General features: G+C 38.6%; 26 protein-coding genes and 1 rRNA gene. 10 read left to right on the top strand and 17 right to left on the bottom strand.

Annotated elements, in window-relative coordinates:
* Positions 1 to 84, bottom strand: a 16S ribosomal RNA gene (locus AC4G3K_RS15710); the annotation flags it as partial.
* 351 nt (positions 85 to 435) lie between these two features.
* Complete coding sequence (locus tag AC4G3K_RS15705) at positions 436 to 1,317, bottom strand: nucleotidyltransferase-like protein (RefSeq protein WP_491133882.1); 882 nt, start codon at positions 1,315 to 1,317, stop codon at positions 436 to 438.
* Between the two features lie 140 nt (positions 1,318 to 1,457).
* Between AC4G3K_RS15705 and AC4G3K_RS15700 the strand changes: the two genes are divergently transcribed.
* Positions 1,458 to 1,814 (top strand): YgzB family protein, encoded by a 357-nt coding sequence (locus AC4G3K_RS15700; protein WP_491133881.1) that lies wholly within the window; start codon positions 1,458 to 1,460, stop codon positions 1,812 to 1,814.
* A 69-nt stretch (positions 1,815 to 1,883) separates the two neighbouring features.
* Here the strand turns inward: AC4G3K_RS15700 and perR are convergent, their stop codons facing one another.
* The 6 genes from perR to AC4G3K_RS15670 all read right to left on the bottom strand — a co-directional run bounded on the left by perR (position 1,884) and on the right by AC4G3K_RS15670 (position 6,924).
* A complete protein-coding gene (perR, locus tag AC4G3K_RS15695; protein WP_491077961.1) occupies positions 1,884 to 2,327 on the bottom strand; it encodes a peroxide-responsive transcriptional repressor PerR in 444 nt (147 codons plus the stop codon).
* A gap of 128 nt (positions 2,328 to 2,455) precedes the next feature.
* Positions 2,456 to 3,007: a cob(I)yrinic acid a,c-diamide adenosyltransferase gene (locus tag AC4G3K_RS15690; RefSeq protein ID WP_491133880.1), complete on the bottom strand. Its 552-nt coding sequence runs from the start codon at positions 3,005 to 3,007 to the stop codon at positions 2,456 to 2,458.
* A gap of 1 nt (position 3,008) precedes the next feature.
* A complete protein-coding gene (locus AC4G3K_RS15685) occupies positions 3,009 to 3,965 on the bottom strand; it encodes a D-2-hydroxyacid dehydrogenase (RefSeq protein WP_491133879.1) in 957 nt (318 codons plus the stop codon).
* A gap of 777 nt (positions 3,966 to 4,742) precedes the next feature.
* Entirely contained in the window at positions 4,743 to 5,858 is a 1,116-nt protein-coding gene (locus AC4G3K_RS15680; RefSeq protein ID WP_491133878.1) for an aminopeptidase, read from the bottom strand.
* 113 nt (positions 5,859 to 5,971) lie between these two features.
* Positions 5,972 to 6,442: a thioredoxin-dependent thiol peroxidase gene (gene bcp / locus AC4G3K_RS15675; RefSeq protein WP_491077957.1), complete on the bottom strand. Its 471-nt coding sequence runs from the start codon at positions 6,440 to 6,442 to the stop codon at positions 5,972 to 5,974.
* Positions 6,443 to 6,501: 59 nt separating this feature from the next.
* Entirely contained in the window at positions 6,502 to 6,924 is a 423-nt protein-coding gene (locus AC4G3K_RS15670) for an ion channel (protein ID WP_491077956.1), read from the bottom strand.
* 166 nt (positions 6,925 to 7,090) lie between these two features.
* Here AC4G3K_RS15670 and AC4G3K_RS15665 point away from each other — a divergent pair, with 166 nt between their 5' ends.
* The 3 genes from AC4G3K_RS15665 (at position 7,091) to AC4G3K_RS15655 (ending at position 15,110) form a co-directional block, all read left to right on the top strand.
* The gene (locus AC4G3K_RS15665) at positions 7,091 to 8,383 is read left to right on the top strand and encodes a glutamate-1-semialdehyde 2,1-aminomutase (RefSeq protein WP_491133877.1); all 1,293 of its coding nucleotides are present in this window, start codon (positions 7,091 to 7,093) and stop codon (positions 8,381 to 8,383) included.
* A 328-nt stretch (positions 8,384 to 8,711) separates the two neighbouring features.
* A complete protein-coding gene (locus AC4G3K_RS15660) occupies positions 8,712 to 13,190 on the top strand; it encodes a glutamate synthase-related protein (protein ID WP_491133876.1) in 4,479 nt (1,492 codons plus the stop codon).
* 837 nt (positions 13,191 to 14,027) lie between these two features.
* Entirely contained in the window at positions 14,028 to 15,110 is a 1,083-nt protein-coding gene (locus tag AC4G3K_RS15655; protein ID WP_491077953.1) for an FUSC family protein, read from the top strand.
* Between the two features lie 349 nt (positions 15,111 to 15,459).
* Here the strand turns inward: AC4G3K_RS15655 and AC4G3K_RS15650 are convergent, their stop codons facing one another.
* From AC4G3K_RS15650 to AC4G3K_RS15635, 4 genes are all read right to left on the bottom strand, one after another.
* Positions 15,460 to 17,208 carry an ABC transporter ATP-binding protein gene (locus AC4G3K_RS15650; RefSeq protein ID WP_491133875.1) on the bottom strand — a complete coding sequence of 583 codons (1,749 nt, stop codon included), beginning with the start codon at positions 17,206 to 17,208 and terminating at the stop codon, positions 15,460 to 15,462.
* Between the two features lie 58 nt (positions 17,209 to 17,266).
* Complete coding sequence (ntdP, locus tag AC4G3K_RS15645; RefSeq protein WP_491077951.1) at positions 17,267 to 17,797, bottom strand: nucleoside tri-diphosphate phosphatase; 531 nt, start codon at positions 17,795 to 17,797, stop codon at positions 17,267 to 17,269.
* A gap of 360 nt (positions 17,798 to 18,157) precedes the next feature.
* Positions 18,158 to 18,412: a YgaB family protein gene (locus tag AC4G3K_RS15640; RefSeq protein WP_491133874.1), complete on the bottom strand. Its 255-nt coding sequence runs from the start codon at positions 18,410 to 18,412 to the stop codon at positions 18,158 to 18,160.
* A 156-nt stretch (positions 18,413 to 18,568) separates the two neighbouring features.
* Entirely contained in the window at positions 18,569 to 18,757 is a 189-nt protein-coding gene (locus AC4G3K_RS15635) for a gamma-type small acid-soluble spore protein (RefSeq protein ID WP_491077949.1), read from the bottom strand.
* 142 nt (positions 18,758 to 18,899) lie between these two features.
* On the opposite strand from AC4G3K_RS15635, the gene yfhS reads away from it, so the two are divergent.
* Positions 18,900 to 19,124, top strand: a complete 225-nt coding sequence (yfhS, locus tag AC4G3K_RS15630) for a mother cell protein YfhS (protein ID WP_491077948.1) — start codon at positions 18,900 to 18,902, stop codon at positions 19,122 to 19,124.
* A 78-nt stretch (positions 19,125 to 19,202) separates the two neighbouring features.
* Here yfhS and mutY read toward each other — a convergent pair whose 3' ends face one another.
* Positions 19,203 to 20,282, bottom strand: coding sequence for an A/G-specific adenine glycosylase (mutY, locus tag AC4G3K_RS15625; RefSeq protein WP_491133873.1), 1,080 nt, complete (start codon positions 20,280 to 20,282; stop codon positions 19,203 to 19,205).
* Between the two features lie 176 nt (positions 20,283 to 20,458).
* Here mutY and AC4G3K_RS15620 point away from each other — a divergent pair, with 176 nt between their 5' ends.
* The gene (locus AC4G3K_RS15620; RefSeq protein ID WP_491077946.1) at positions 20,459 to 21,439 is read left to right on the top strand and encodes a metal-dependent hydrolase; all 981 of its coding nucleotides are present in this window, start codon (positions 20,459 to 20,461) and stop codon (positions 21,437 to 21,439) included.
* An 83-nt stretch (positions 21,440 to 21,522) separates the two neighbouring features.
* A complete protein-coding gene (locus AC4G3K_RS15615) occupies positions 21,523 to 21,681 on the top strand; it encodes a small, acid-soluble spore protein K (protein ID WP_491077945.1) in 159 nt (52 codons plus the stop codon).
* 46 nt (positions 21,682 to 21,727) lie between these two features.
* Here the strand turns inward: AC4G3K_RS15615 and AC4G3K_RS15610 are convergent, their stop codons facing one another.
* Positions 21,728 to 22,045 (bottom strand): YfhH family protein, encoded by a 318-nt coding sequence (locus AC4G3K_RS15610; RefSeq protein WP_491077944.1) that lies wholly within the window; start codon positions 22,043 to 22,045, stop codon positions 21,728 to 21,730.
* Between the two features lie 13 nt (positions 22,046 to 22,058).
* Positions 22,059 to 22,892 carry a recombination regulator RecX gene (gene recX / locus AC4G3K_RS15605; RefSeq protein WP_491077943.1) on the bottom strand — a complete coding sequence of 278 codons (834 nt, stop codon included), beginning with the start codon at positions 22,890 to 22,892 and terminating at the stop codon, positions 22,059 to 22,061.
* Positions 22,893 to 23,024: 132 nt separating this feature from the next.
* Between recX and AC4G3K_RS15600 the strand changes: the two genes are divergently transcribed.
* The gene (locus AC4G3K_RS15600; RefSeq protein WP_491077942.1) at positions 23,025 to 23,153 is read left to right on the top strand and encodes a YfhE family protein; all 129 of its coding nucleotides are present in this window, start codon (positions 23,025 to 23,027) and stop codon (positions 23,151 to 23,153) included.
* An 83-nt stretch (positions 23,154 to 23,236) separates the two neighbouring features.
* Positions 23,237 to 23,419 (top strand): YfhD family protein, encoded by a 183-nt coding sequence (locus AC4G3K_RS15595; RefSeq protein WP_491133872.1) that lies wholly within the window; start codon positions 23,237 to 23,239, stop codon positions 23,417 to 23,419.
* A gap of 81 nt (positions 23,420 to 23,500) precedes the next feature.
* Here the strand turns inward: AC4G3K_RS15595 and AC4G3K_RS15590 are convergent, their stop codons facing one another.
* Positions 23,501 to 24,004: a hypothetical protein gene (locus tag AC4G3K_RS15590; RefSeq protein ID WP_491133871.1), complete on the bottom strand. Its 504-nt coding sequence runs from the start codon at positions 24,002 to 24,004 to the stop codon at positions 23,501 to 23,503.
* A 200-nt stretch (positions 24,005 to 24,204) separates the two neighbouring features.
* Here AC4G3K_RS15590 and AC4G3K_RS15585 point away from each other — a divergent pair, with 200 nt between their 5' ends.
* Entirely contained in the window at positions 24,205 to 25,758 is a 1,554-nt protein-coding gene (locus tag AC4G3K_RS15585) for an ABC-F family ATP-binding cassette domain-containing protein (RefSeq protein ID WP_491077940.1), read from the top strand.
* A 206-nt stretch (positions 25,759 to 25,964) separates the two neighbouring features.
* On the opposite strand, the gene AC4G3K_RS15580 is transcribed toward AC4G3K_RS15585, so the two are convergent.
* Positions 25,965 to 26,711 carry a metallophosphoesterase family protein gene (locus AC4G3K_RS15580; protein ID WP_491133870.1) on the bottom strand — a complete coding sequence of 249 codons (747 nt, stop codon included), beginning with the start codon at positions 26,709 to 26,711 and terminating at the stop codon, positions 25,965 to 25,967.
* Between the last annotated feature and the right edge of the window lie 40 nt (positions 26,712 to 26,751).

Raw genomic sequence — 26,751 nt, 5'->3', positions numbered from 1 at the left:
CAAGCTCCCTTTGATTCGCTCGACTTGCATGTATTAGGCACGCCGCCAGCGTTCGTCCTGAGCCAGGATCAAACTCTCCGAAAGATGTTTGATCTAGCTAAATTTTTAAAGCAAATTGACGAGATTTAAAAAATCTCTTGTTTTTAGACTTGCTTGGCGTTTCGTTTTGTTTAGTTTTCAAAGAACAATCGGTCGTGTTAGCGACTTTTACATTATATCAAGATAACTTTTTGTTGTCAAGCATTTCTTTTAATGTAATTCACTAACATTATAAAAGTCATTCGCAAAAGAGCGACTTTCTTATCATACCACTGTTGAACTAGTAAGTCAACATTTTTTGTGAAGTTTTTCACTGCCGTCTCGCTTCGAAATATTTACCGCAGCGGCGACGTTTATTAATATATCACCCCTCAATCATTTGGTCAATATAATTTTTTAAATTTCTTTAGAAATTTTATAATACCTGTGATAAAGCTTGGCTCCCTTAGTGTTTTCCAATACAACATCAATATAGCCCCGATCAATCAAGTACTCAATTAATATCCTCAAATCTTCTCCGTAATAACGCAATTCTTTATGAGAATACAACTCATCGAATGACCAATACTGTTCTTCTCTTTCACCTATAATTTCTAATATATGCCCAGACCCAGATTCTGTTCTTGTATGAATTAAAAAATCACTGACTAGGAAAAGAAGCTCCAGTCTTTGTTTAAGACTTTCTTCACTATAAACCAACTCTTCATATAATTTATAAATATCGGGACCTAATTGTTTAACCTGATTCCATACGGTTACTTCAGGATGAAATCCTTTTTCAATGATTTCTAATCTTGCAAGGTGGTGTAGTGCATGGATAATTTGATTATACGCATCTAAAGAATTGCCTTGATCAAACAGTTCTTTCCCATCCATATAACTTCTTATCAGTTTTGCAAATTCTATCCCCTTTTTTATCTTTCTTCCGTAGAACGGAAATTCATTTAATTCTCTTTTTAATGATATCAGATAATCATTTCGATCAAACAGGATCTTTCCATTATATATCCAATCGATAATTTTTTTATTATTCCCCAATAGCCTCCACTCATTTAACTTTTCCTCTGTTACGAGGTGGAGTGCCGCTTTTCTATCTTCATATGCATAATGTTTAATATAGACCGGCTGCTTATCCTTATTATCTGTAATGATTAACAGAATGAAATCAAATGTATCTGTAATTGGACTTTCCGGTGAGTTTTTCTCAATTAACAACACTCCTTTTGTATCAGGATTGCTGGCTCTTTCTTGATAAATGGGTCTTAGAATATCTTCCATTGTCTATTCCTCCACAATTTATTCACTCTCATTATCTATTCAACAATATTCGACAGACTCCTGCCACTATTTTGATATCTATTGTTATTAAATCCACTGGATAATATGGTATATTATAGAAGATAAAAGGGGGATACACGGTGGCAAAATACTCAAGTAAAATTAATAAAATACGAACATTTGCATTAAGCTTGATCTTTATAGGTTTTATTATAATGTACGCGGGGATTTTCTTTAGAAGCTCACCGCTTGTAATGACTATTTTTATGGTACTCGGTCTATTGTCTATTATTGCTAGTATGGTTGTATATTTCTGGATAGGAATGCTGTCGACAAAAGCTGTACAGGTTGTTTGTCCAAATTGCAATAAATATACGAAAATATTGGGCAGAGTGGATATGTGCATGTACTGTAAAGAACCATTAACACTTGATAAAGACTTGGAAGGAAAAGAATTCAACGAAGATTACAATAAGAGAAAGTTAAATAATAAATAAAAGAAAAAGCTGGTTATGAGCCAGCTTTTTCTTTTATTTATCCATTATCAATAGTTTATTTTGTCTGTTTCAATGAACTTCTTTAGCAGAACAGTCTGGACAATCACCATAAATCTCCATACGGTGATGCGTTACTTTGAAACCTGCAACATGCGACGCAAGATGTTCTACTTCATCAAGACCCGGATAATGAAAATCAACTATTTTTCCACACTTTTCACATATAATATGATAGTGATCTGATGATACAAAATCAAATCGACTGGATGAGTCTCCGTACGTCAACTCTTTCACTAAGCCAACCTCTTTAAATACACGCAAATTATTATACACTGTAGCTACGCTCATATTAGGGAATTTGCCTTCCAACGCTTTGTATATATCATCAGCTGTTGGATGCGCATGAGCAGTTATTATATACTCGAGTATGGCATGACGTTGCGGAGTCATGCGGACACCAGTTTGTTTCAAAGTATCTAACGCTTCTTTAAGTTGTGGTTGAGACACCGTCATGCACTCCTTTTTTATCTATTCTCACTTTATAATTGTTATAATAAGTTTACTTTATGATCTGTTGAGTTGTCAATATTTCCAGCATTTCACACAAATATATTATATCAAGGTGTTGGAAACCCTTTAACTTAAGAATTATGTAAAGTTGGTTCAATTTTCCCTAATTTATAGTTTACGTATCTGGCAATGATAAACAAAAGATCGGATAACCTATTCAAATATTTTAAAACTAAAGGATTTACCTCCTCTCCAAGACCAACTGTATTTCTTTCCGCTCTGCGTATCACTGTTCTCGCTACATGGAATGCCGCTCCAGCTGGATGGCCACCTGGGAGTATAAAATTTGTGAATGGAGGTAATTCCTCATTCAATTCATCAATATAGGCTTCCATTTCATCAATCGACTCTGCCTTTAGAACCCAACCAACTTTTTTTCCGTACGGAGTGGCTAATTCTGCCCCAACATGAAATAGATCAGTTTGGATCTTATGAAACTCTTGTAACAGTTTTTCTTTGCCCGAGAAATCCACCTCATTTAAATAGCTGATTCCCAGTCCAATCATAGAATTCCCTTCATCACAGGTTCCATACGCTTCTACTCTTTGATCGGTTTTGGATACCCGCGTTCCATAAACCAGAGATGTCTGGCCCTTGTCTCCTGTTTTCGTATAAATTTTCATCCTAATACCCCTTCCTTATATCAATTTTATTCACATAACCATCTTCCTTATGAGTAATAAACCGCTGAAAGTTCTCCTCAAATATAGCAAATGCACGAGGTAAGTATTTACTCGAAATACTAGAAATATGTGGTGTAATAGTAAGATTTGAATATGACCACAGCTTACTATTTTCATTCAAGGGCTCATCAGGAAAAACATCAAGTACCATATGGCCGATAACCTGATTTTTTAACACCCCATGAATCGTCTCTTCTTTCATTAAATCTCCACGACCTATATTGATAAACATGGCCTCGTTTTTCATCAATTCAAAATGTTTGTATTCTAAAAGGTCCGTAGTTTCTGATGTACTCGGTAGGACAGATACAATGAAATCCGCATCCGGGAGGGTATTCTCGATTTGAGCCATTGTCACAATATCATCAAAATACGAACTGGGCGAACTACCACTACGATTCATTCCAATAGTATTCATTCGGAATGATTTTCCTAATCTAGCTATTTCACTCCCAATTGCACCAGTGCCCAATACGAGCAGATTTTTCTCATATAGCTCACCAAAAGGAAGCTTCTTATCCCATGTACTTTTATTTTTATTTATTGCCATTGTCGGTAATTGCTTTATATAAGAAAGCATCATCCCTATAACATACTCTGCCATCGGAATTGCATGAATCCCTCTTGCATTTGTAACCAGTATATTCTTTTCCATAATTGTATCAGAAGGCAATTTATCTACCCCAGCTGACATAACGCTGATCCATTTCAAACTCGAGGCCTGATTTATTAATTCTTCATCAAGATCTTCTCCATATGTAATGAGAACATCCATTTCATCAATAAAAGAGCCTGCATTCTTCATACCTTTACAAAAATGAAATTCATATCCCTTGTATGATTCAATCAAACGCTCCCGAATCTCCACCGGAGGATAAATTGTAGAAACAATCTTCACCCAAAAAACCCCCTTTACCTATCTAACATAATAACATCTTTTCCCAAAAGAAAAAGCTGAAGGGCCTTAGTTAGGAGCGAGGAGCATAAGACGAAGGCACGTAGGGGACGGGTCTCCCCCGCAGTGGCTTTGCTTATGTCCCGAACTCCTAGGCCCTGAAGCTGGATTACAGAAAAAGCTGAAACGGCTTGCCCAGAAGTGAGGAGCATAAGGCAGGGGCTTGGAAGGAGGTGTTCTTTCCTCCTGCAGAGACCATGCTTATGTCCTGAACTTCTAGCCGTTGAAGCTGGATTGCATAAAAAGCTGAAACGGCTTGTTCAGAAGTGAGGAGCATAAGACAGGGGCTCGGAAGGAGGCGCTCTTTCCTCCTGTAGAGGCCATGCTTATGTCCTGAACTTCTAGCCGTTGAAGCTGGATTGAATAAAAAGCTGAAACGACTGCCCAGGTCCGACAAGCATAAGGGAGAGACATGTAGGGAGTGATTTTCTCCCGCAGTGGCTATCCCTTATGACTCGAGGGACTAGGAGTTGAAGCTAGATTAACTAAAAAGCTGAAAGGCCTTGATTAGGAGCGAGGAGCATAAGACGAAAGCACGTAGGGGACGGGTCTCCCCCGCAGTGTCTTTGCGTATATCCTGTTTTGTGACCTACAAAAAAGGGACAGCCAGTTCATCCGGCTATCCTTCAATTGTTGCATGAGGAGGTATTACTTGATTTTATCTTATGCATTAAAGCTTGTTGTGCTTGGTCTTTTTTCATAATTTATAAAAATAGACGGTTATTGTTCTAAAAGTGAATCTGGATTTAACCCTTTTAACTCAGGGTGTATAAAGAGTCCATCCTTCCTGATTAATTGACCATCGAAATAGATTTCTCCGCCACCAAATTCTGGTCGTTGGATAAGCACCATATCCCAATGGATAGAAGATACATTCCCGTTGTCGGCAGTTTTATAGGCTAAACCAGGGGTGAGGTGAAGGCTTCCGCAAATTTTCTCATCAAACAAAATATCTCCCATCGGTTTTTTTATTAACGGGTTGACCCCCAGTGCAAATTCACCAATATAACGGGCACCCTCGTCGATATCAAATATTTTATTGAGTTTTTCCTCTTGGTCCGCTCTGGCTTCGATTATTTTTCCATCTTTAAACGTCAAACGGACATCCCTGAATGTAGTCCCTTGATACGGGCAAGGCGTATTATAGGTAATGATTCCATTCACACTATGTTTAACAGGCGCTGTATATACTTCTCCATCCGGTATATTTCTTTCCCCAAAACACATCACTGCAGGAATTCCTTTGATAGAAAAAGAAAGATCTGTTCCTGGTGAAACAATCCGTACTTCATCCGTTTGTTCCATTAAAAGCTTTAATGGTTTCATTGCCTTCTGCATTTTCGCATAATCTATTGTACAAACATTGAGCAGAAAATCTTCGAATTGACTTGTACTCATCCCCGCTTTTTGAGCAAGTGATTTAGTCGGATAGTTCAATAATACCCAACGACAATTATTAATATAATAATCCACGACTGGCTTCATTACTTCTCCACTAAGCTGAAACTTTTCTGATGGAATCTCAGTAAATTCCGCATCATTCTCTTCTCCGATTGCAATGATGACAGCATCCATGTCTTCAAATTTCTTCAAGTCCCAATTAGCCATGATTTCGAGCTGATCTCGACTATATCCTTTCGCCACATGTTTATGGATTTCATCATCCATCATTTCAACAAATGGAAAGGCTCCGAGTTCGTAAGCTTGATTGACTAATTCAATTAACAGCGGTTTGGTAATATAGTGGCCTTCTATCAATACTTTTTCACCTTTCTTCAATCGAACTGAATGAGTAAGAAGTTGTCTTGCTAATTTTTTCATTCGCGGATCTCTCATACTTGACCTCCCCTGCCTCAATTTATTAATACCTATTAATATATATACATTATTCCTTTACTAACCTTTGGTTTTAAAAAAACAGGCATATAAATGCCTGCACGTACGTTTAGTTATGATAATTCATTCTTAATAAAGGTTAAGGCCTCTTCCACGTGCCCTTTCACCTTTACCTTACGCCACTCTTTTACCACTTTACCCTCTTTATCGATGACGAATGTAGATCGTTCTGTTCCCATATATTCATTTCCAAAATTCTTTTTCAATACCCATACCCCATATGCTTTAGATAATGTATGATCAGTATCTGACAACAATAAAAATGGAAGGTTATGCTTCGTTTTGAATTTCTCATGCTTGTCCACCGGATCTGGACTAACTCCAACGATAATCGTATCCAATTCTGCAAATGAAGCATGACTTTCTCTGAAATCACAGGCTTCAGTCGTGCAGCCCGGTGTCATATCTTTGGGATAAAAATATAAGACCACATTTTTCCCCTTAAAATCAGCCAATGTAACCTCTTGCCCATTACTTCCCTGCAGCTTAAATTCCGGTGACTTGTTACCAACTAAATTACTCATAAAGTTCACTCCCCAGTTTGTTAAAAATTTAGAAACCAATCGTTCTATTATAACTATACCTAATTTCGGTCTTTTTTTGCATGATCTAAATCTATAGCGGTTCTTAAGACAAAGGCAGCTGGCAAAGCATATCCAATTAAAGCTTCCATGGATGCGATCCATCTGCCAAACCCTACAGGTACCATATCTCCGTACCCAACAGAGAGGAGTGTCATCGTGCTGAAATAGAAAGAAGAAGCAAGTTTCGTAAAGAACCCTCCCACAATAGGTAAACCGTTCAGATGAATAACCGTTCCAAATTTCATTTCCAGCAGAACATACAATAGTCCAAATCCTATTAAAAAAGTGAAATACACCGTAATAATCCAATAAAGATAATCAAGCGAAATTCGTTCGGCCCTCGTTGGATCGGATGGCATCAATAATCCTTTTAAGCTCATCAGTAACGTGATTATGACTGCAGAAAAAATGATATAAAACAACGGTAACACCCCTTTTTATCATGAACAACATTTGTAATATATACGCTTGTTTAGGCATACCTATGATTGCTTGTATGTGGATCAATTGGATTAGAAGGATCATGATGTACAAGCAAAGAAATCCAGTGCTACAATAAAATGGTTATATATAAAGGGGGATAAATAGATGAATCACGCTCAATCCGAAAAATTACATAGTGAAGCTTTGCAACACATCGTTGGCGGTGTCAACTCACCATCCAGATCTTATAAGGCTGTGGGAGGCGGATCACCAGTAGCCATGGAAAGAGCAAAAGGCGCGTATTTTTGGGATGTAGACGGCAATCAATATATTGATTATCTTGCTGCTTATGGACCTATTATTACTGGACATGCTCATCCACATATCACCGAAGCTATTACAAAGGCAGCTGAAAATGGCATCCTTTATGGGACGCCAACTCCTTTTGAAGTTAAATTTGCAAAGATACTTAAAGAGGCTATCCCTTCAATGGATAAGATTCGATTTACAAATTCAGGAACTGAATCAGTTATGACAACGATTCGCGTAGCAAGAGCCTATACAGGCCGAGATAAAATCATTAAATTCGCCGGCTGTTATCACGGACACTCTGACCTTGTTTTAGTTGCTGCCGGATCTGGCCCTTCTACACTTGGAACCCCTGATTCCGCTGGTGTACCACAAAGTATCGCACGGGAAGTTATTACTGTTCCTTTCAATGATATAGATGCTTATAAGGAAGCAATCGATAAGTGGGGAAATGAGATTGCTGCTGTTTTGATTGAACCAATTGTCGGTAACTTTGGGATTGTTGAGCCAAAACCTGGTTTTCTAGAAGCTGTTAATGACATTACTCATGCAGCAGGAGCACTTGTTATTTATGATGAGGTGATTACCGCTTTCCGTTTTATGTACGGCGGTGCACAAAACCTTCTGGGTGTAGAACCTGATATGACTGCCCTTGGAAAAATTATCGGCGGCGGGTTGCCGATTGGCGCTTATGGCGGTAAAAAAGAAATTATGGAAACAGTCGCTCCCCTTGGACCAGCCTATCAAGCAGGTACTATGGCTGGTAATCCGGCATCTATGATAGCTGGAATGGCATGCCTTGAAGTATTAAAAGAAGATGGTGTATATGAACAGCTTGACCATCTTGGTGCGATACTAGAGCAAGGAATCCTTCATGCAGCTAATGAACATAATGTCTCTATCAAAGTAAATCGATTGAAAGGTGCATTGACGGTTTATTTTACTGATTCCACTGATGAGATCATTAACTATGCTCAGGCCGAAGCTACAAATGGTGAAATATTCGGCCGATTCTTTAAGCTAATGCTTAAACAGGGAATCAATTTGGCCCCCTCAAAATATGAAGCCTGGTTCTTAACAACTGCTCATACAGAAGCTGATATAGAAACTACGATCAAGGCAGTGAATCACGCCTTTAAACTATTATAAATACATTCTTTTGAATTTTTATACAAATAATCAATTCTGCTATTAATGGCAGGATTGATTATTTGTTTATATTGAAAACGTTTACATTACAATAATTCAATTTTAATAACCAAATTCTGTTTATTTTTGTGTGAAACTAAAATGTATATTTCATTGATTTCTGAAAATTCTAATGATAATATAAATCATACTAGTCTGATTATTTATTACCCTCAAAAAACGCATTTCCTTCCCCGTATTGTTTTCCAAAGTAATCTAAAAAAAACTACAAGTTAAAGCAGGAGGTGAACCGGCATCGAATAGGCGCAAGCTTATAGTTGCCTAATATATGAACCCAAAATGGAATCCTAGCACCTTTATGAATTACCGTGAATCTGAACATGATGCTTGCGGAATAATCGCATGTATTGAAAAGAAAAGAATACCTACCCGAGATAATATTTTTGCATGTATCGATGCCCTGGTTACCATGAACCATCGGGCCGGTTTTATAAACGGTGAAGGTGATGGTGTTGGTATTCACATAGATATCCCCCGTCTTTTATGGAAAGAAAAGCTAAGAAACTCAGGTGCGGATGCTGCTTTGGCAGATCATACTCATTTTGTAGTGGGCCACTTTTTTATTAAACGCGAGGCTGAGAAACAACAAACGATTGAGGAAATAATCAACCTGGCAAATGAAAAAGATTTAAAAGCAATCTATGTATCGGATGATGCTTATTCTACTGATGCATTGGGTCCAATAGCTTTACAGGAGAACCCTGTTTTTCTGCAAATTGCCTTTATAGCAAATGAAGGTTTAAGCCAACCTGCATTATCAGCTTTGTTATTTAAATTGACGATAACTATCGAGAAAAACATCCACATCCATGTATCTTCGCTCAGTCAATACCATACAATCTATAAAGTGATGGGCGCTGGAGATATTTTACCAAAATATTATCCAGATCTTGCAAGTCCATTAGTCGCTTCTACAATGACACTTGGCCATAATCGCTACTGTACAAACACACTATCCAGTTTCTTTCGCGTTCAACCGTTCAGTGTCCTTGGTCATAATGGTGAAATCAATACAATCGCCAAATTGCGCGATGAAGCATCCATGGTTGGTGTACCATTAATAAATGGCGGCAGTGATTCACAGGATTTAAGCCGCACAATAGAAACATTCATTTATCGGGAAGGATATTCTTTATTTGAAGCGCTTGATATCATCTTCCCTCCCATCATTAATGAAATAAAGGAATATCCGTATCACCTTCAGGATTTGTATACATATTTACGTGAAAGCTGGGGTCATTTTGCACAAGGTCCGGCAGGTATTATTTCCCGCCATGGTGATGAAGCTGCTTTCTCTGTAGATTCACTTGGACTGCGTCCATTATGGATGATGGAGACCTCAACGTCTTATCTGTTTGGCTCTGAACCAGGTGTCATTTCAACAACAGAATATGTAGCCGACCCCAAACCAATTGGACCGGGAGAAAAGGTTGGATTGAAGTGGAATGGTGATTCGATAGAATTATATGAATATACTGCTTACCAGGAAGAAGTTTATAAACGATTTAGCAATAGACTTAACTTTAAGGAAACTCGTATACGCTTAACACCGCCTGATATAAAAGAAGGAATCATTGCACAGGATGATGCTAAAATCCAAAACGGACAATATAAGGCATTCGGATGGGAACGTGACCATATTCAGCTCATTGAACAAATGGCTGAAAAAGGGGCTGAGCCAATCCGTTCACTTGGACACGATGCTCCGCTGGCAGCGCTCAATCCAGATCGTAAAAATATTGCAGACTTTATTAAAGAAAGTGTAGCGGTTGTTACAAACCCAGCCATTGACCGCGACCGGGAAATGGAACACTTTTCTACCCGTACTGTTATCGGCAAACGCCCTTCGCTGTTTACAGATAAACCAACCGTAAGCACAGTGATTGAGTTATTGACACCTCTTTTAGCTGAAGGAAAAGCTGGACAGATTTGTGCACAATTTGTAAAACAACCTTCTTATGAACAAATACACCAATTATTTACGGATACTCAGGAATTACAAACAATTTCCATGACCTTTGCAGAGGATGAAACGATTAGGGAAGCTCTGGATCGAATCAGTCAACAGGCCCTCAGCATTGTTTCAGAAGGTTGTGCACTTCTTTGCCTGGATGATGAATTGGCTCATAAAGAAGGACATTTATGGCTCGATCCTGCACTTGTTGTGGCGGCAGTCGATAAAGTTTTAGTAGAAGCCGAAAAACGCAGAGAGTGCTCCATATTAATACGGTCTGCAGCGATTCGCAACCTGCATGATATTGTGATTATTTACGGTTTGGGAGCCAACTTGATTAACCCATATTATATGTTCCGTACCGTTTCTGATGAGCAGTCTAGACCAGTTATCAACCTATATCACTCTTTATCTAAAGGATTAGAAAAAGTAATCTCTACCCTTGGCATTCATGAACTTCGTGGATATGGACGTTTATTCTCCTCTATCGGATTGCATGAAGAAATTGCAGAAACACTCAAAATTGTCAACTTTTTTGGGTCCGACCAGTTAATCTATCAATTCAATCAATTAAAGGAAGATGCAAAACAGCGTGCATATGACTATTCCAATGATAAAGAACGTGTCGGCAAGACCTTCCATCTGTTTCCCCGAATCTGGAAAGCAATTGGTGAGGTGGCTTCAACAGGAGATTACCAGGCCTACGGTGAAAAGATTTCCGAACAAGAAGAACAAAATCCAACAACTATCCGTCATTTAACAGATTTCAAGGAAGCCGATCATACAGTCGATCCGGGAACTGTGGATATCGGAGTTGGCGATCACAGTCTGCCATTCGTGATTGCCTCGATGTCTTTCGGCTCACAAAACGAAACAGCTTTTCGCGCATATGCTGAGGGTGCTGATCGCCTTAATATGATTAGTATGAATGGTGAAGGCGGAGAAATTAAAGATATGCTTGGCAAATACCCTCGCACGCGCGGTCAGCAAATCGCCTCAGGTCGTTTTGGTGTAAATGCGGAATTACTGAATTCCTCCAATTTACTTGAAATCAAAATCGGCCAGGGAGCTAAACCTGGTGAAGGCGGTCACTTGCCGGGTTCTAAAGTAACGTCAAAAATTGCTGAAGCACGTAATGCAACGATTGGATCAGATTTGATTTCCCCATCAAACAATCATGATATCTATTCAATTGAAGATTTAGCCCAAATGATCCATGAGTTAAAAACAGCCAATGACCAAGCAAAAGTAGCTGTTAAAGTACCTGTCGTTCCAAACATAGGTACAATTGCAGTAGGAATTGCAAAAGCTGGGGCCGATATCATCACGCTTAGCGGATTTGACGGCGGTACTGGAGCCGCTCGCATCCATGCTCTGCAAAACGTTGGTTTGCCAGTTGAAATTGGTGTTAAAGCGGCACATAATGCCTTGCTGGAGGCCGGTCTCAGACAAAATGTCGAGCTTTGGGCTGATGGTGGCCTTAAAAGTGCAAAAGATGTGCTCAAGGTTATGCTTCTAGGAGCAAACCGTGTAGGTTTTGGAACGTTATCGATGATAGCAATCGGATGTACGACATGCCGGGGCTGTCACCTTGACACATGCCATGTAGGAATTGCGACTCAAATTGATTCTGAGGCTGAAGCGAAGGAACATGGCTTACGAAGATTTGTTCCAAGACAATTGGATTTAGCGGTACAGGGAATCATTAATCTATTCACAGCCTTTGGCAATGAATTAAAAACACTTGCTGCTGGACTTGGAATCACTAATCTCCAGGAAGCAGTTGGTCGGTCTGATTTATTAGTTCAAATAAAAGGAAAAGAAATGTTGGATTTAACCTACTTACTTAAACCAATTGAACTTGGCCAGGTAACACATCTGGAAGCTGCTGCTTCAAATGATGAATTAATCATCCAAATGGCTGCTGTTGGAGCTGAATATCTCGATGCCAGCGTAAATGAATTACTACAATCCAGACAATATAATAATATCAATTCCATTCAGCGTGTTCTTGGAAGCCGCGTCTCCTGCCACCGAGTAAGAGGCAGATTGGACGGTTCCTACACAAAAATGGAACCTATTAATCTAACTTATGAAGGTTCTATACCAGGAAACGGTCTGGGAGCTTACAATACAGAAGGAATCACGATTACTGTCGAAGGCGGCTCCCAGGATGGTACAGGTAAAACCTCATTTGGAGGAACAATTGCGATTCTTAAAGGATTGGGTAAGGATGGAAAATACTATAATGGTTCTGTTGGTAAAGGCTTTGGATACGGAGCCCAAAAAGGTTTATTGATTGCCCAGGGTGATGCTGATGCACGTGCAGGCATCCGCCTGTCCGGTGCTGACATGATTATCGGCGGTTCTTTAAAACAGGATATACCTGAGCAAGAACACGGGAACATTGGTGTATATTCAAACATTAAAGGCTTTGCCTTTGAATATATGACAAATGGTCGTGGACTTGTCCTTGGAGATCCAGGTCCTTGGATTTGTGCAGGAATGACAGGTGGCGTTATTTATCAGCGTTACTTACCTGAACGTGGCTTAAACAAAGACGCGATCCAACGCAGAATTGCAAAAGGAGCCCTCGTCTCTGTTGAAAAATTAAATGAAACAGGTATAAATAATATAACTGAACTACTCACGAGCTATACAGCCATTCTGAAAGAAAATGGCCAAAACACGGAGGCAGAAGAACTGGCCCAATTGCTCCACAACCCAAGCCAGCACTTCATCCAAATCGTCCCAGTCAAAACCCAAGCCGACCCATCCGTATCTACTGAATAAAAAGCTGAAACGACTGGTCAGGAGCGACAAGCATAAGACAAATACTCGGAGGGAAGGCTCTTCTCCCGCAGAGTATTTGCTTATGACTCGAGCTGCTAGGAGTCGAAGCTGGATTGAATAAAAAGCTGAAGGGCCTTGACCAGACGCGACAAGCATAAGAGGAGGTGCGCAGGGAGAGCGTTCTTTCTCTCCCGCAGCAGCTACACTTATGTCTCGAGCGTCTAGGCCCTGAAGCTGGATCCAATAAAAACCTTCTAGCCGTTGAAGCTAGATTGAATAAAAAGCTGAAACGACTGTAACAAAGAACAAAGACTAAATGCGCCACGTCCTGTGGCAACGTCTTTGTGACCAACATCCTGTTGGCCTCCGACAAGCATAAGGAGAGGACGTAGGGAGGCTCTTTCTCCCGCAGTGGCTATCCTTACGACCTCGAGGAGCTAGGAGCCGAGCTGGATTGAATAAAAAGCTGAAGGGCCTTGACCAGACGTGACAAGCATAAGGAAGGGGTGCCACTAGGGAGTGCATCCTCCCTAGTGGCTACCCTTCAACCAAGTAAAGAGTCCGTTCCACTACACGGTGGGCGGTCTCTTTTCATTTTTACACTTTCTTGGAAGTGTCCTAATTTATTTACTTCTAATGGGTAGTCGTGATAAGGGAAGAAAAGGGAAACCATGGGTCAGATGCATGCCTTTCCGAATAAAGGGAAAAGTAGACCAAAGTAGTATTTTACCTTTATATCTTGAACATCTAGGCAAAACCCTGTATAGTACAGTCATGCTTTAGATATAAGTAAAAAATGACCGTAAACAACTATGAATAAAGGAAGAGGTAGTTTTTATGAAGGTTGGTGCCCGAGTCTTTAAAACGGGGATAGCCATTGTGATTGCCATTTATGTGGCGACAGCATTTAATGTACCAGCCCCCGTATTAGCCGGTATTTCAGCCGTATTTGCTGTTCAGCCTACCATTTATCGTTCGTACCGAACTTTAATCGATCAAATCCAAGCAAATATAATTGGATTTCTAATTGCGATTTCATTTGTATTATTATTTGGGAATGAGCCTTTATTAATAGGTTTGGCTGCCATTATAACAATTGTTATCAACTTACAACTTAAAAATGAAAATCAACTGACTATTTCACTTGTAACATTAATCTTAATTATGGAGCAACAGGACGGCAATTTTACTGAATTCGCATTTTGGAGAGTCGCTGCCATTTTAATTGGGATACTTTCCGCATTTACCGTAAACCTTGTCTTCATTCCTCCAAAGTATGAAACAAAGTTGTACAAACGGATCAGCACTACGACAGATGATATCTTACAATGGATAAGAATTGGGTCTCGAAGTTCAACCGAACATTATCGAATGAAAAAAGATATTAAACGCATTAAAGAAAATGTAGCCAAAGCTGATACTTTGTACTCCCTGTATAAAGAAGAACGTGAATCTTTCTGGAAAAATACAGTTGCTAAATCTAGGAAACTCGTCATCTACCGGTATATGATTGCAACAAACAAACGTGCACTTGATATATTGAAAAGATTGCATCGTTTTGAAAATGAATTCCATCAAATGCCGGAAGATTTTCAAATACAGGTCCATCATCAATTAGATTTGTTGTTGAGAAAACATGAACATATTCATCTCACACTTTTAGAAAAAGTAAAACCCGGACAAATGCTTGAAGAAGCTGCTGACAGATATAATAAACAATTGCTAATTGATATTGTGAAGGGATTCCGATTAAATACAGACGAAGAATCACCCGTATACTATCATATGGTTACACTCATCTCTTCTATACTTGAATATGGTGATTATTTGGAACACCTCGAAATGCTTGTAAACAGCTTTCACTGTTATCATAAATCAGAGAATAAATCGGTTCAGCTCACTGATGATGATCGATTATAATTAGTCATTAAAGGACATCCTAATGTCAGTAAAAAAAGGCTTTTAGGGTGTCCTTTTTTAAATCTCAGCTTGTCTTATTCATCATCATTCACCCATACTTTCCTGAGTACTCCCTCATCCCTATGAAATTTACTCAAAAAGGTACGACCTGGACGCCGCTTCCTATAAATCTCCTATTCTTCTATAATAAATCCATCCGTTTTGTACTGCACATAACTGCGCTTTATCTGCAATTTAAAAGGAGGTATTCCTCATATGTTGAAGAAAACCTCCTTTGAAAATCTATATCCTTTTTATATGACTTTCCAGTGATGATTAAGTGCCACATCCTCTGTATTCAGTTAAGCAGCTACGCATCAAGCTGTTGAACCTGAAACAGATTATAATAAGCCCCTTCTTTAGCTATCAATTCCTGATGTTTTCCTATTTCGACGATTCGGCCATGTTCAATCATGACGATGCGATCTGCGTGTGTAATGGTCGATAATCTGTGCGCAACGATAAAAGTAGTCCGATCACGAGAGAGTTTTTCAAGTGCCTCCTGAATCAGGTGTTCACTTTCCAAATCAAGTGCAGAAGTCGCCTCATCTAAAACAATTATAGAAGGATTTTTTAGAAATACACGCGCAATCGATATACGCTGCTTTTGTCCTCCAGATAACTTGACGCCCCTCTCGCCTACCTTGGTTTCGTATCCACTCGGTAAATTGCAAATAAAATCATGAGCATTTGCCGCCTTTGCAGCCTCATATACTTCTAATTCTGTCGCTTCAGGCTTTCCAAGTAATATATTTTCACGAATCGATTCACTAAACAATATACTGTCCTGCATCACCATTCCAATGTTATCCCGCAGTGAACGAACCTGGACATCTCGAATATCCACTCCATCCAATAAAATTCGCCCGTCCGTCACATCATAAAATCTTGGAATCAAACTAACCAGAGATGATTTCCCTCCTCCGCTCATACCGACAAGTGCTATCGTTTCTCCTCGCCTCACTTCGAGATTAATATCAGTCAGTGCCATGTTTTCATCCTCACCATAGGAGAACGATACATGATCGAATGTAATAGTCCCCTGAACATCTTTACATGGACGTGCTTCTGGTTTGTCTTCAATATCATATGGAACATCCAAAAATTCAAACACACGGTCCATGGAGGCAAGTGACTGGGTCAGTGTAGTGGATGAGTTCATCAATCTTCGCAAAGGTCCGTACAATAAGTCAATATAGCCGACAAAAGCAACCATTGTACCTAATGTCATATTCCCATTGATGACTTGATATCCTGCAAAAAGAATAACAATTAAAGGAGCAATATCCGTAATCGTATTAACAGCTGCAAATGATTTGGCGTTCCAGTTAGTATGTGTTAATGCTTTTTTTAGAAAATTCCCATTCACTTTATTAAATTGCTTTTGCTCATGGTCTTCAATCACAAAACTCTTAATAACCGCCATTCCTTGCACACGCTCATGGAGATATCCCTGTACCTGAGCAAGCGCCTGCGATCGATCTCGTGTCAATTCTCTCAGTTTTCCAAAGAAATATTTAATCGAAAATGCATAGAGCGGCAATAGAAGCAATGACACAAGGGTCAATTTAACATCAAATGTAAGCATAATCCCAATGGCAATTAAAATTGTTACTAAATCAAGCCAAACATTCATCAGGCCAGTAATAACAAAATTCTTTGTTTCTTCAACGTCATTAATTACCCTGGAGATAATTTCCCCCGCTTTCGCATTGGAGTAATACTTAAAGCTTAATTTTTGTATATGACTGAACATTTTATCGCGGATATCAAATAAGATTTTACTTGATGTCCATTGGGCAAAATATTGGCGATAGTATTCTACCGGAGGCCTTACTACCAAAAAAATAAAAAACATGAGCGCCATTATCATATAGAGCTTCCTCAACTGCTCTTCTTTTTGCAGAGCATTGGCACCAATAATATCATCAATTACATAGGCCAATAAGGCGGGTGTCAGCAATGGAATCGCAAATTTTACAATACCAATTAAAATCGTACCGATGATTTGCCACTTATAAGGCCGCACAAACAACATATATCTCTTTATACTATTCATCGAGTAGTCTCTCCCATCAAGCATAAAAACCTGTCCCTAAATAAGACAGGCCTCTTTTTCATTTTTTAATTGTTAAATAACGTTTATACCAATTATGAACGAACTCCTGAGAAAACGGTCCCTTTTTCGCTCGAATCATACTGATCAGCTTTTCCACATTTCTCCTGAGAATATGGTCAATGACATTAGGATAGCCCATTTGCAATTTATGATCCTCGTATTCATCTTCGTCCAAAAGATTATAAGTCATATCAGGGTATACCTTAATATCAAGATCGTAATCGATATATTTAACCGCTTCCCCATCGAACACAAATGGAGAACTTAAATTACAGTAATAGTAAATTCCATCCTCACGCAGCATGCCGATGATATTAAACCAGTACTGTGAGTGAAAGTAGGTAATAGCCGGCTCTCTTGTCAGCCATGTCCTACCATCAGATTCGGTAACAAGAGTCCGGTCATTGCAACCAATTACGATAAATTGGGTACCCTTTAAAATGGTTGTCTCTTGCCAAACCCTGTGTATGTGCCCATTATGTTTGTAACTGTGTATTTGAATTTCTTCTCCTTCTTTCGGTACTCGCACGTTGTATTACCTACTTTCTCTCCCTATAGGGCAGGGACTTATATACCGTCTCTGTGTTCGTAATGACAATATATTAACCGTTAAATTAAGATGCCTTTTTCCGTATTCTTCTATTATTATAACGATTCAACTGCAATTTTAAAACAAAGAGCCATCATGAAAAGAGAGATAAGCCGTAAATAGTTGAACATATGGTACCTAATCCGCTATTTTGGTCATTTTTTTATATGAAATAATAATCTTATAACCGGGAATAGTCGTTTACAAACATGAGTTTTTGATTGAAGAGATATAAGGAGGAATAAAAATAAAAGAACACCCTTGCAGATGCCCTAAATGTTTTCTATATTTCATGTCTATTTATAGTTCCGAGACCGACTTAGACTGGTAGCTTTCAATCACTTTTTCCGTTAATTGCATAAAAATGGTTTGAATTGAATCTAATTCTTTCTTCATTTCGCTTATATCATCTTGGACAGAAAGTAAATCAGCGTTGTTCTTTCGAATCCTCAGTTCCTCCTCTAAGTCCATATAACGGTCAAGTTCCATTTGCATATGTAATAGCTTATCCATAATTTCCATCTGTTCATTAACCAACTCTTCAAAACTCTTCATACCCTACACCACCCAAAATAAGTATAAGAATACATTTCTATAATAAGCCCCAAATACCTTTGACTTATTCTGTAGCCTGCTAAGAAGTTTTGTCGAGCATGTTAAAAAGCACTTGCCTACTAATGGCAAGTGCTTTTCCCCTTTTGGGTTTTTACATTATTGTTGTCCGTAGTTACCGGAGTTTTTAGCTTTGTTTTGCTCCGCTTTAGCGTTTGCTTGTTTCACGGATTGTACATCAGTTTCACTAGCAAATTCAGAACCAAATTGACCTTGGCTTTGACCTGCAGATTGAGCGTTTTGTTGTCTCACTTTGTTTGCATTTGTTTTTGAACTGTTGTTAGCCATTAATATCACCTCCACACCTATTAATGTATCCAACAGTGGTTTTCATATACAAAAGAGTTTTACCATTTTTTTCTTGGAGTGCCTTTCTCAATTGCACGGCAACCTATATAGATATTTGACCTAAGAAATGAGGCGAAATGAAATGTTTATAGGCAGAGATATGTCAGAGTTATCCATGATCCCTAAGCGGGAATGGAAGGATGATGAACTGGAATATTACCATCATTCATTCCAGCAAATTATGCCCTATTTAAACGTAGAAGGACATACGATACAAAAAGAAATTATTGAAGAAATTGAAAAAAGGGGAGGTCTGAAGAGACAAGAGGCTACCTGGACACAGGGAACGCGAATTTCCTATGATTAAAAATTAACCCGGCACTGTGCTTAATCTCAAAAGATATTTTGAGATTAATTCACACAAGTGTCCGGGTTATTTTTCAATTTATCCATTGAAGACATATGTTTCATAAATTTTTTGGTGAGATACAGGTAAAGCATACCGTTGTAAATCCTCATCCTTTATATACGCCACTTTATGTGTGTCGCTTTTAAAATTCTCTAGATTGTTTACAGTGGCTGTATATATATCAATTTCCCAAACAAGATGTGAAAACACATGATTGATATGGCCTATTGGAGTTAAATGTTCTAATTCAACCAGATTTTGTTTCGCAACCATTTCTTTCAGCTCTTTTATATCCCCCGTTGATTCATAGCTGGGGAATTCCCATAACCCTGCTAAAAGACCCGATTCAGGGCGTTTTCTAATTAAAATTCTCCCAGTTCCGTCGGTTATAACAAGTGCAGATAAATGGATGAGTTTTGTTTTTTTCGCTTTCGTTTTCACTGGAAGCTCCTGTTGAATTCCTTTATCAAATGCCTGGCAATGCTCTCTAACCGGACATAACAAACAGGCAGGCTTACCAGGAACACAAATAAGCGCACCCAGTTCCATCAGTGCCTGGTTAAATTCCGATGTATGCTCCGGGTCGATTAATTCACGAACGGCAGTTTCAAATATTTTACGGGTGGCAGGCTTTGCGATATCATCATATATTTCTAATACCCTGGAAATCACTCTCATGACATTTCCATCCACTGCAGGTTCCGGAACACCATAAGCTATACTTAAAATGGCACCCGCTGTATATGGGCCGACACCTTTAAGTTTTTTTATCTCTTCAGGTGTGTTTGGTACGATTCCACCATAATTTTCCTTTACCTCTTTAACGGCACTGTGCAAATTACGAACCCGGGAATAGTAGCCAAGGCCTTCCCATGCTTTAAGGTACCTTTCTTCATCAGCCTCCGCAAAATCTTCCAGTGTCGGAAACCATTCCATAAAGCGTTCGAAATAAGGGATGACGGTATCCACACGAGTTTGCTGGAGCATGATTTCTGAAACCCAGATACGATATGGATCTTTATTTAATCTCCATGGGAGCTGTCTTTGTTCCTCAATAAACCAATCTATAAGATCTTTCCTGAATTTTTCTATATTACAACTAACAAGTGTCTTCACGTTTCCTCCTGTTTATGTTAAAAATTAATGGAATAGGGAATAAATTAAGTAATTACTAAAGGGGTATTACAGATTCCCTTCATTTTAAAACAACATGATTGGTATGAAAAGTAATTAATATTTGGATAAAAACCTTAGTTATCTCTTTAAAGTCAGTCGAAAAAGGAGGATGCAATATGGATACCGGTACACATCTGGTAATGGGTATAGCACTTGGCGGATTAGCCACATTGGATCCACAAGTTGCCCTCCATACTTCAACAGCAACTGCTGTAATGATTGGTACGATCCTTGGCTCCCAGGCACCTGATATTGATACAGTCCTTAAAATGAGAAATAATGCAGTATATATACGCAATCACCGCGGGAGAACACACTCCATCCCATTTGTGATTCTATGGCCTATTTTAATTACAGCACTTATTTCCATCTTTATTCCAGAGGCAAACACTTTGCATCTATGGATATGGACTTTTTTAGCGGTATTTCTTCATGTGTTTGTAGATATATTTAATGCTTACGGAACACAAGCCATCAGTCCTATCTCTTCCAGATGGGTCGCACTCGGGATTATTAATACATTTGATCCTTTCATATTCGGCATTCATATCGCTGGTCTTATTTTATGGTCTTTCGGCTTTGATCCCGGTCCGACATTCGTAATAATTTATATTATTATTGTTGGCTATTATATAGCCCGTATTTTTGAATCCAGAAGCTTAAAAGCTCGTATACGCTTGCAGCTACCTAACTCACGACGCATCACACTCTCACCAACTATGCGTTATCATCGTTGGAAAATAGCTGTTACTACACCTGATAAGTATTATGTGGGGGTCGCTGAAAATCGTGAAATTCAATTTTACGATACTTTTGAACGGATGCCTTTGCCAGAAAGCCCTATATTAGATGCTGCATTAAAAGATGTTAACTTAGCGGCCTTTGTCTCTTTTTCACCCGTATACCGATGGGAAATGGATTATCAGGATCAGATGCATATCGTTCGATTCATAGATTTACGCTACCGCAGCAAAGGACGCTATCCGTTTGTAGCGATTGTCCATTTAGATGAGAATTTAAACATTATCAACTCATTTACCGGGTGGGTTTTTACGGAAGAAAAACTTCAAAAGAAATTAAATATGATCACTGGTTAATCAGGAATGCTTTTACATGAATGGGCGGAAACGATTTATGAATACTAATAAAGCACCCATTCCAAAATGAGAGGTGAGATCCTTTGAGAAACAAAGCAAAAGGCTTTCCTTATGAACATGATAATAAATTTAATGGTGAACCACGTGCTAAGTCTGAGTATGCTTCAAAAAGAGCAGATGGAAGTACCAATACTCATCCCCAGGAGCGAATGAATGCATCTGGAGAGCGAGATTCCGAATAAACACAAAAGAGCTTTCTGGAAATTTCAGAAAGCTCTTTTTACCTCTTTAATTTAATTTCAAAAGTAAAGAAATAGGCAGTCCTTCTTCTTCACTTTGGTGAAGACGATACCCCCAAGCAAACACACCTTTTAGATAATCAACCTTAAAGTATTCTCCCGGAGCTCCATCTATGCCGTATATTTCACCTATTGGAAAATCTGCAGAGTTTAACGTATAAGCCTTTGCCATAACAGCTCTCCTTTTATGTACGGCAAATTCATTAACCATCCCTAACTGTTCAGCTTTTCTTGCTTTCTCATTTAAATCTGCGATAGTTTGTCGAAGTTCATATTCTGTCATCTCACTGAATTTTTTCTCCTGCATACCCTTTCCCCTCTCAATCTAACTCAAAATCTCCGTTGTCAATTCTCTCTTTGCCCAAATTCAAGAAATGATTAATTAAATCCATATCAAAACCCTTTCGAAAAAGGGCCATTCTCATTTTTTGATTATAGGTCAGTTCTTCCTGCTGAGCATATTTTCTGTGGAATTTGGAGCCAATTTTTATAAGACTCTCCCACTCCGCATCCTTGTCGTCCACAGCGATTTTTTCAGTCGCCGATTTCGCAAGGTTCATCGAGAAGCCTTTCCGTACAATAAATTGAATCGATTTCTGCTTCGCTTCTTTATTTGAACCCTTACTTTTATTTAATGTCTTGCTGGCCCATTCTTCAGCATTTTTTCGCTGCAGGTCATCTGTATATTGACTTAATGCGGTCTGTTGATCTTTTTCTGAGATCCCTTTATTAATCAATTCAGTCTGAATCACATTAGGACCTTTTTTACTGACATTTATTTGTGTTCGCACATAAGCTTTTGCATATTCTTCATCATTGACATATTTATAATCCCTCAGCTTATGCATCACTTCATCAATTACGGCCTGTTCCCATTCCTTCTCTGTTAAATAAGAAACAACCTCATATTCTGAACGTATCCTATAAGAAAGATAATTGATGGCAGACTGAAAAGCTTTTTGAATATGGTCACGATATTGAATTTCCATGATGGATAATTCATCGACTTCCATGCCCTTTGAAAGTTGCATGCGGACAAGCAAGTCATCGTCGACACTGAATCCATATTTTTCTGCCTGTCCTTCCTCTTTTAAATATATATTGAAACGATTTTTATTCTTTTTTTGTTGTTCGATTTTTGAAATAAGTGGCATTGCTTGCTCGCCTCCTCTTTTAATTAAAACATATATCCTTATCTTAGTCTTTTCATTGATTTTAGAAAATGGATTAAAACATTCATTTATGGAAATTATAGGGATGAAACTATTGTGAAAAGGAGCATGTACATGGATAAGAAGCAACGTGACCAAATGAAAAATCGCCTGACATCAACTCAGGAAGTCCGTTATCAAAAAAAATTCAAAGCAGCAGACCGTGCAGCAGGATATACCGGAGCTAAAGGTACTCGTCCATAAACCTCTTTTATTTACCAGATTAATCACTTGACCTTTGTTGCACTCTAAGTAAGAAGATATTCTTCATTAGGAGGTAATCTAAAATGGGCAGATATAACCATAACTTACTTCACGGCAGGGATAAGATGGCAACTAGAAACATGGAGCCATCCATAAAATCTGACGGACTAGATGTAGAATTCTCCGAGGCACTGGCTGACCATGATGATCTAGTTGCACAAGCTAGGTCAAACGCTGCTGATGCCCGTGCTAAAGCAAGGAAATAAAACGAATTCGCTTGGGACTTTGTAATCCCAAGCGAATTCAAAAAAACCATCCGATCCTAAGAATCGAATGGAACGAACCCATTAACCATTTACTTCAGCAGCTAAATTCGGAGCGATTAAATCTTCTGATTTATAAATTTTACCAATTTTTTCATTTCCATTATTAAATAATTCATTTGCTTTATCCATATTGACATCGCCAGTACCAGATAATTGAATTCCTTTTTCTTTATAAGAATCAGCAATGAACTTTATAGCTTCATCAAAGTCTTTACTATATTTATCTAAACTATCGGGAACCTCTACATCTTTTAATGCATCCACGACAGAATTTGCTGAAGCAGCCGCTTTTCGTTTATCTTCCTCTGTTAAAAGGGACGGATCCTCTGCTCCCTCATATGTATTTAAGTCTCTGTCACTTCCATTAATGGTATTAGCAATGGAAAGGTAAAAATCCAATAACTCACTTTTTACGTCCGATTTTTCACTGTTTGCTTCCTCTTTGGTTTCCTCTTTTGACGAACAACCCACGACCAAGACAAGCAATAAAGCCATAATGCTGCATAACCATAAACCCTTTTTCATACCTTTTACCCTCTTTTCTCTATATTCACACTATTCTAACTGTTGCAGTTAATATGATACAACTTTCAGAAGTATTCGTAAACACCATATTTTACAATACCTGTAATTGCTTATTATCTATGCTTTTATCAAGAAATATTGTACTATTAAATGCGTATAGACCCATTAATTAGACAATTAAGAGTCAGGAGCACAGATAAATGATATTATCCGTAAAAGATTTAAGCCATGGTTTTGGAGACAGAGCCATCTTTAATAAGGTTTCTTTCCGCCTACTTAAAGGCGAACACATCGGTCTCGTAGGAGCTAATGGTGAAGGAAAGTCTACATTTATGAACATTGTAACCGGACAGCTTGAACCTGATGAAGGAAAAGTGGAATGGTCAAAGAAAGTACGTACTGGATATCTTGATCAACATGCTGTTCTTGAAAAAGGCATGACGATCCGTGATGTATTGAAAACAGCATTTCAGTATTTGTATGATATGGAAAATGAAATGAATGAGATTTTTGCCAAGATGGGTGAGGCTTCTCCTGAAGAATTGGAAACCTTACTTGAAGAATCTGGTTTGCTGCAGGACGTCCTTACAAATAATGACTTTTATGTTATTGATGCAAAAGTCGAGGAGATTGCAAGAGGGTTGGGACTCGATGAAATTGGACTTGAACGCGATGTACAGGACTTAAGCGGCGGCCAGCGCACAAAAGTGCTGCTCGCAAAATTATTACTTGAAAAGCCTGATATATTACTTTTAGATGAGCCGACCAACTATCTTGATGAACAGCATATCGAGTGGCTCAAGCGTTATCTTCAAAATTATGAAAATGCCTTTATTTTAATTTCACATGATATTCCATTCTTAAACAGTGTAATCAATCTGGTTTATCATATGGAAAACCAGGAATTGACCCGTTATGTCGGCAATTATGATGATTTTATGAAAGTGTATGAGGTGAAAAAGCAACAGCTTGAAGCAGCCTATAAAAGACAGCAACAAGAGATTGCAGGCCTCAAGGATTTCGTCGCACGTAATAAAGCACGTGTATCGACTCGAAACATGGCCATGTCTCGTCAGAAAAAGCTTGAAAAAATGGATATCATTGAACTGGCGAAAGAAAAGCCGAAACCGGAATTCCGTTTCCGTGAAGCACGCACATCAGGAAAGCTCATATTTGAAACAAAAGACCTTGTAATCGGGTATAACGAGCCACTCTCCAGACCATTAAATTTACGAATGGAGCGTGGACAAAAGATTGCTTTTGTTGGTGCCAATGGAATTGGAAAAACAACATTGCTCAGAAGTATTCTTGGTGAAATTAAGCCGATTTCCGGCCAGGTTGAACTTGGCGAACACTTGTATATGGGCTATTTTGAACAAGAGGTCAAACAAACCTCTAATAATACCTGTATTGAAGAAATCTGGCAGGAGTTCCCTTCCTATAATCAGGCAGAAATCCGTGCTGCTTTAGCAAAATGCGGACTAACCACCAAGCATATCGAGAGTAAAGTTGAAGTACTCAGCGGTGGAGAAAAAGCAAAAGTTCGTCTGTGCAAACTGATTAATCGTGAACACAACTTACTTGTTCTAGATGAACCGACCAACCATCTTGATGTAGATGCAAAAGAAGAATTAAAGCGCGCTTTAAAAGCCTTCAAAGGAAGCATTCTGTTAATCAGCCATGAACCTGATTTCTATCAGGACATAGCCACTGATGTTTGGAATTGCGAATCCTGGACGACTAAAGTATTTTAATTTCATCCTACTAACAACTCACAGCCCGTTAACCTCGGATTCTCATCAAATCCTTGTTAACGGGTTTTTATTTTGCCTTGAAGTCTTTACCCTGCCATAGAAAGACAGGTATAAAATAGGTAAAAGATACTCCCAATGTAGTATTTCTGCAGAGGAATCAGAGGATCGTTTAATAAATAAATACACCAGGAGCAATCATTAAAAAGTTATTGTTTTAATTGATTGCCATGAAAAACCTCCAGGAGAAATTCTCGATCCGGAACCTGCAATTTTTCATAAGACGCTAAAAACTCAATATTATCATAAGTAACCTCTTCTAATTGAATATCTATCCTCCCCTCCTTTATATCTATAATTGAATAGCGAGCGCTTGGTTTTGAGTTGCATCCTAATGAACCTGGATTCAAAAAGATAGTATGGTCACTTTCGAAAAAATGTCGTGGATGATGATGGCCAAAACAGATTAAATATTCTTCCTTCTCTTGAAATAAAAGGCTGATTTGATGGAGGTCCGGCTCAACAATCCGACTAAAAGGGTCTTGGCTGATAGGATCATTTAATTTCGTTGGCTCAATATGATAATGGGTAAAAAATATCGACTTTCCTTCGACTGTTAGATTGATTGTCCGGGGCAGTAGCTCTAATTTGGAGATGAAATCCTTGTCCATTTTATTCGCTATCCATTGATGATGTTCCTTGGCGTCGGCATGACTTAACGGGTATTCTTCTCCTTTAAGAAGGGCTAAAACCGCTTCATCATGATTTCCCGTAATCATGGATACATCACTTCTGGTAAACAATGTATCTAAAACTTCGTTTGTATTGGGACCAATTGCAATCATATCTCCTAAACAATAAATATGATCAATGTCCTGTCTCCTATCAAATTCATTAAGAACCGCTTTTAGAGCAGGAGAATTCCCATGAATATCAGTCATCACTCCAATTTTCATATCAGAACCCCCCCTTTTTCATTTTTTATGCAAAATTATA

The sequence above is a fragment of the Bacillus sp. z26 genome, assembly GCF_058313635.1.
This window is presented reverse-complemented; position numbering and strand designations above follow the sequence as displayed.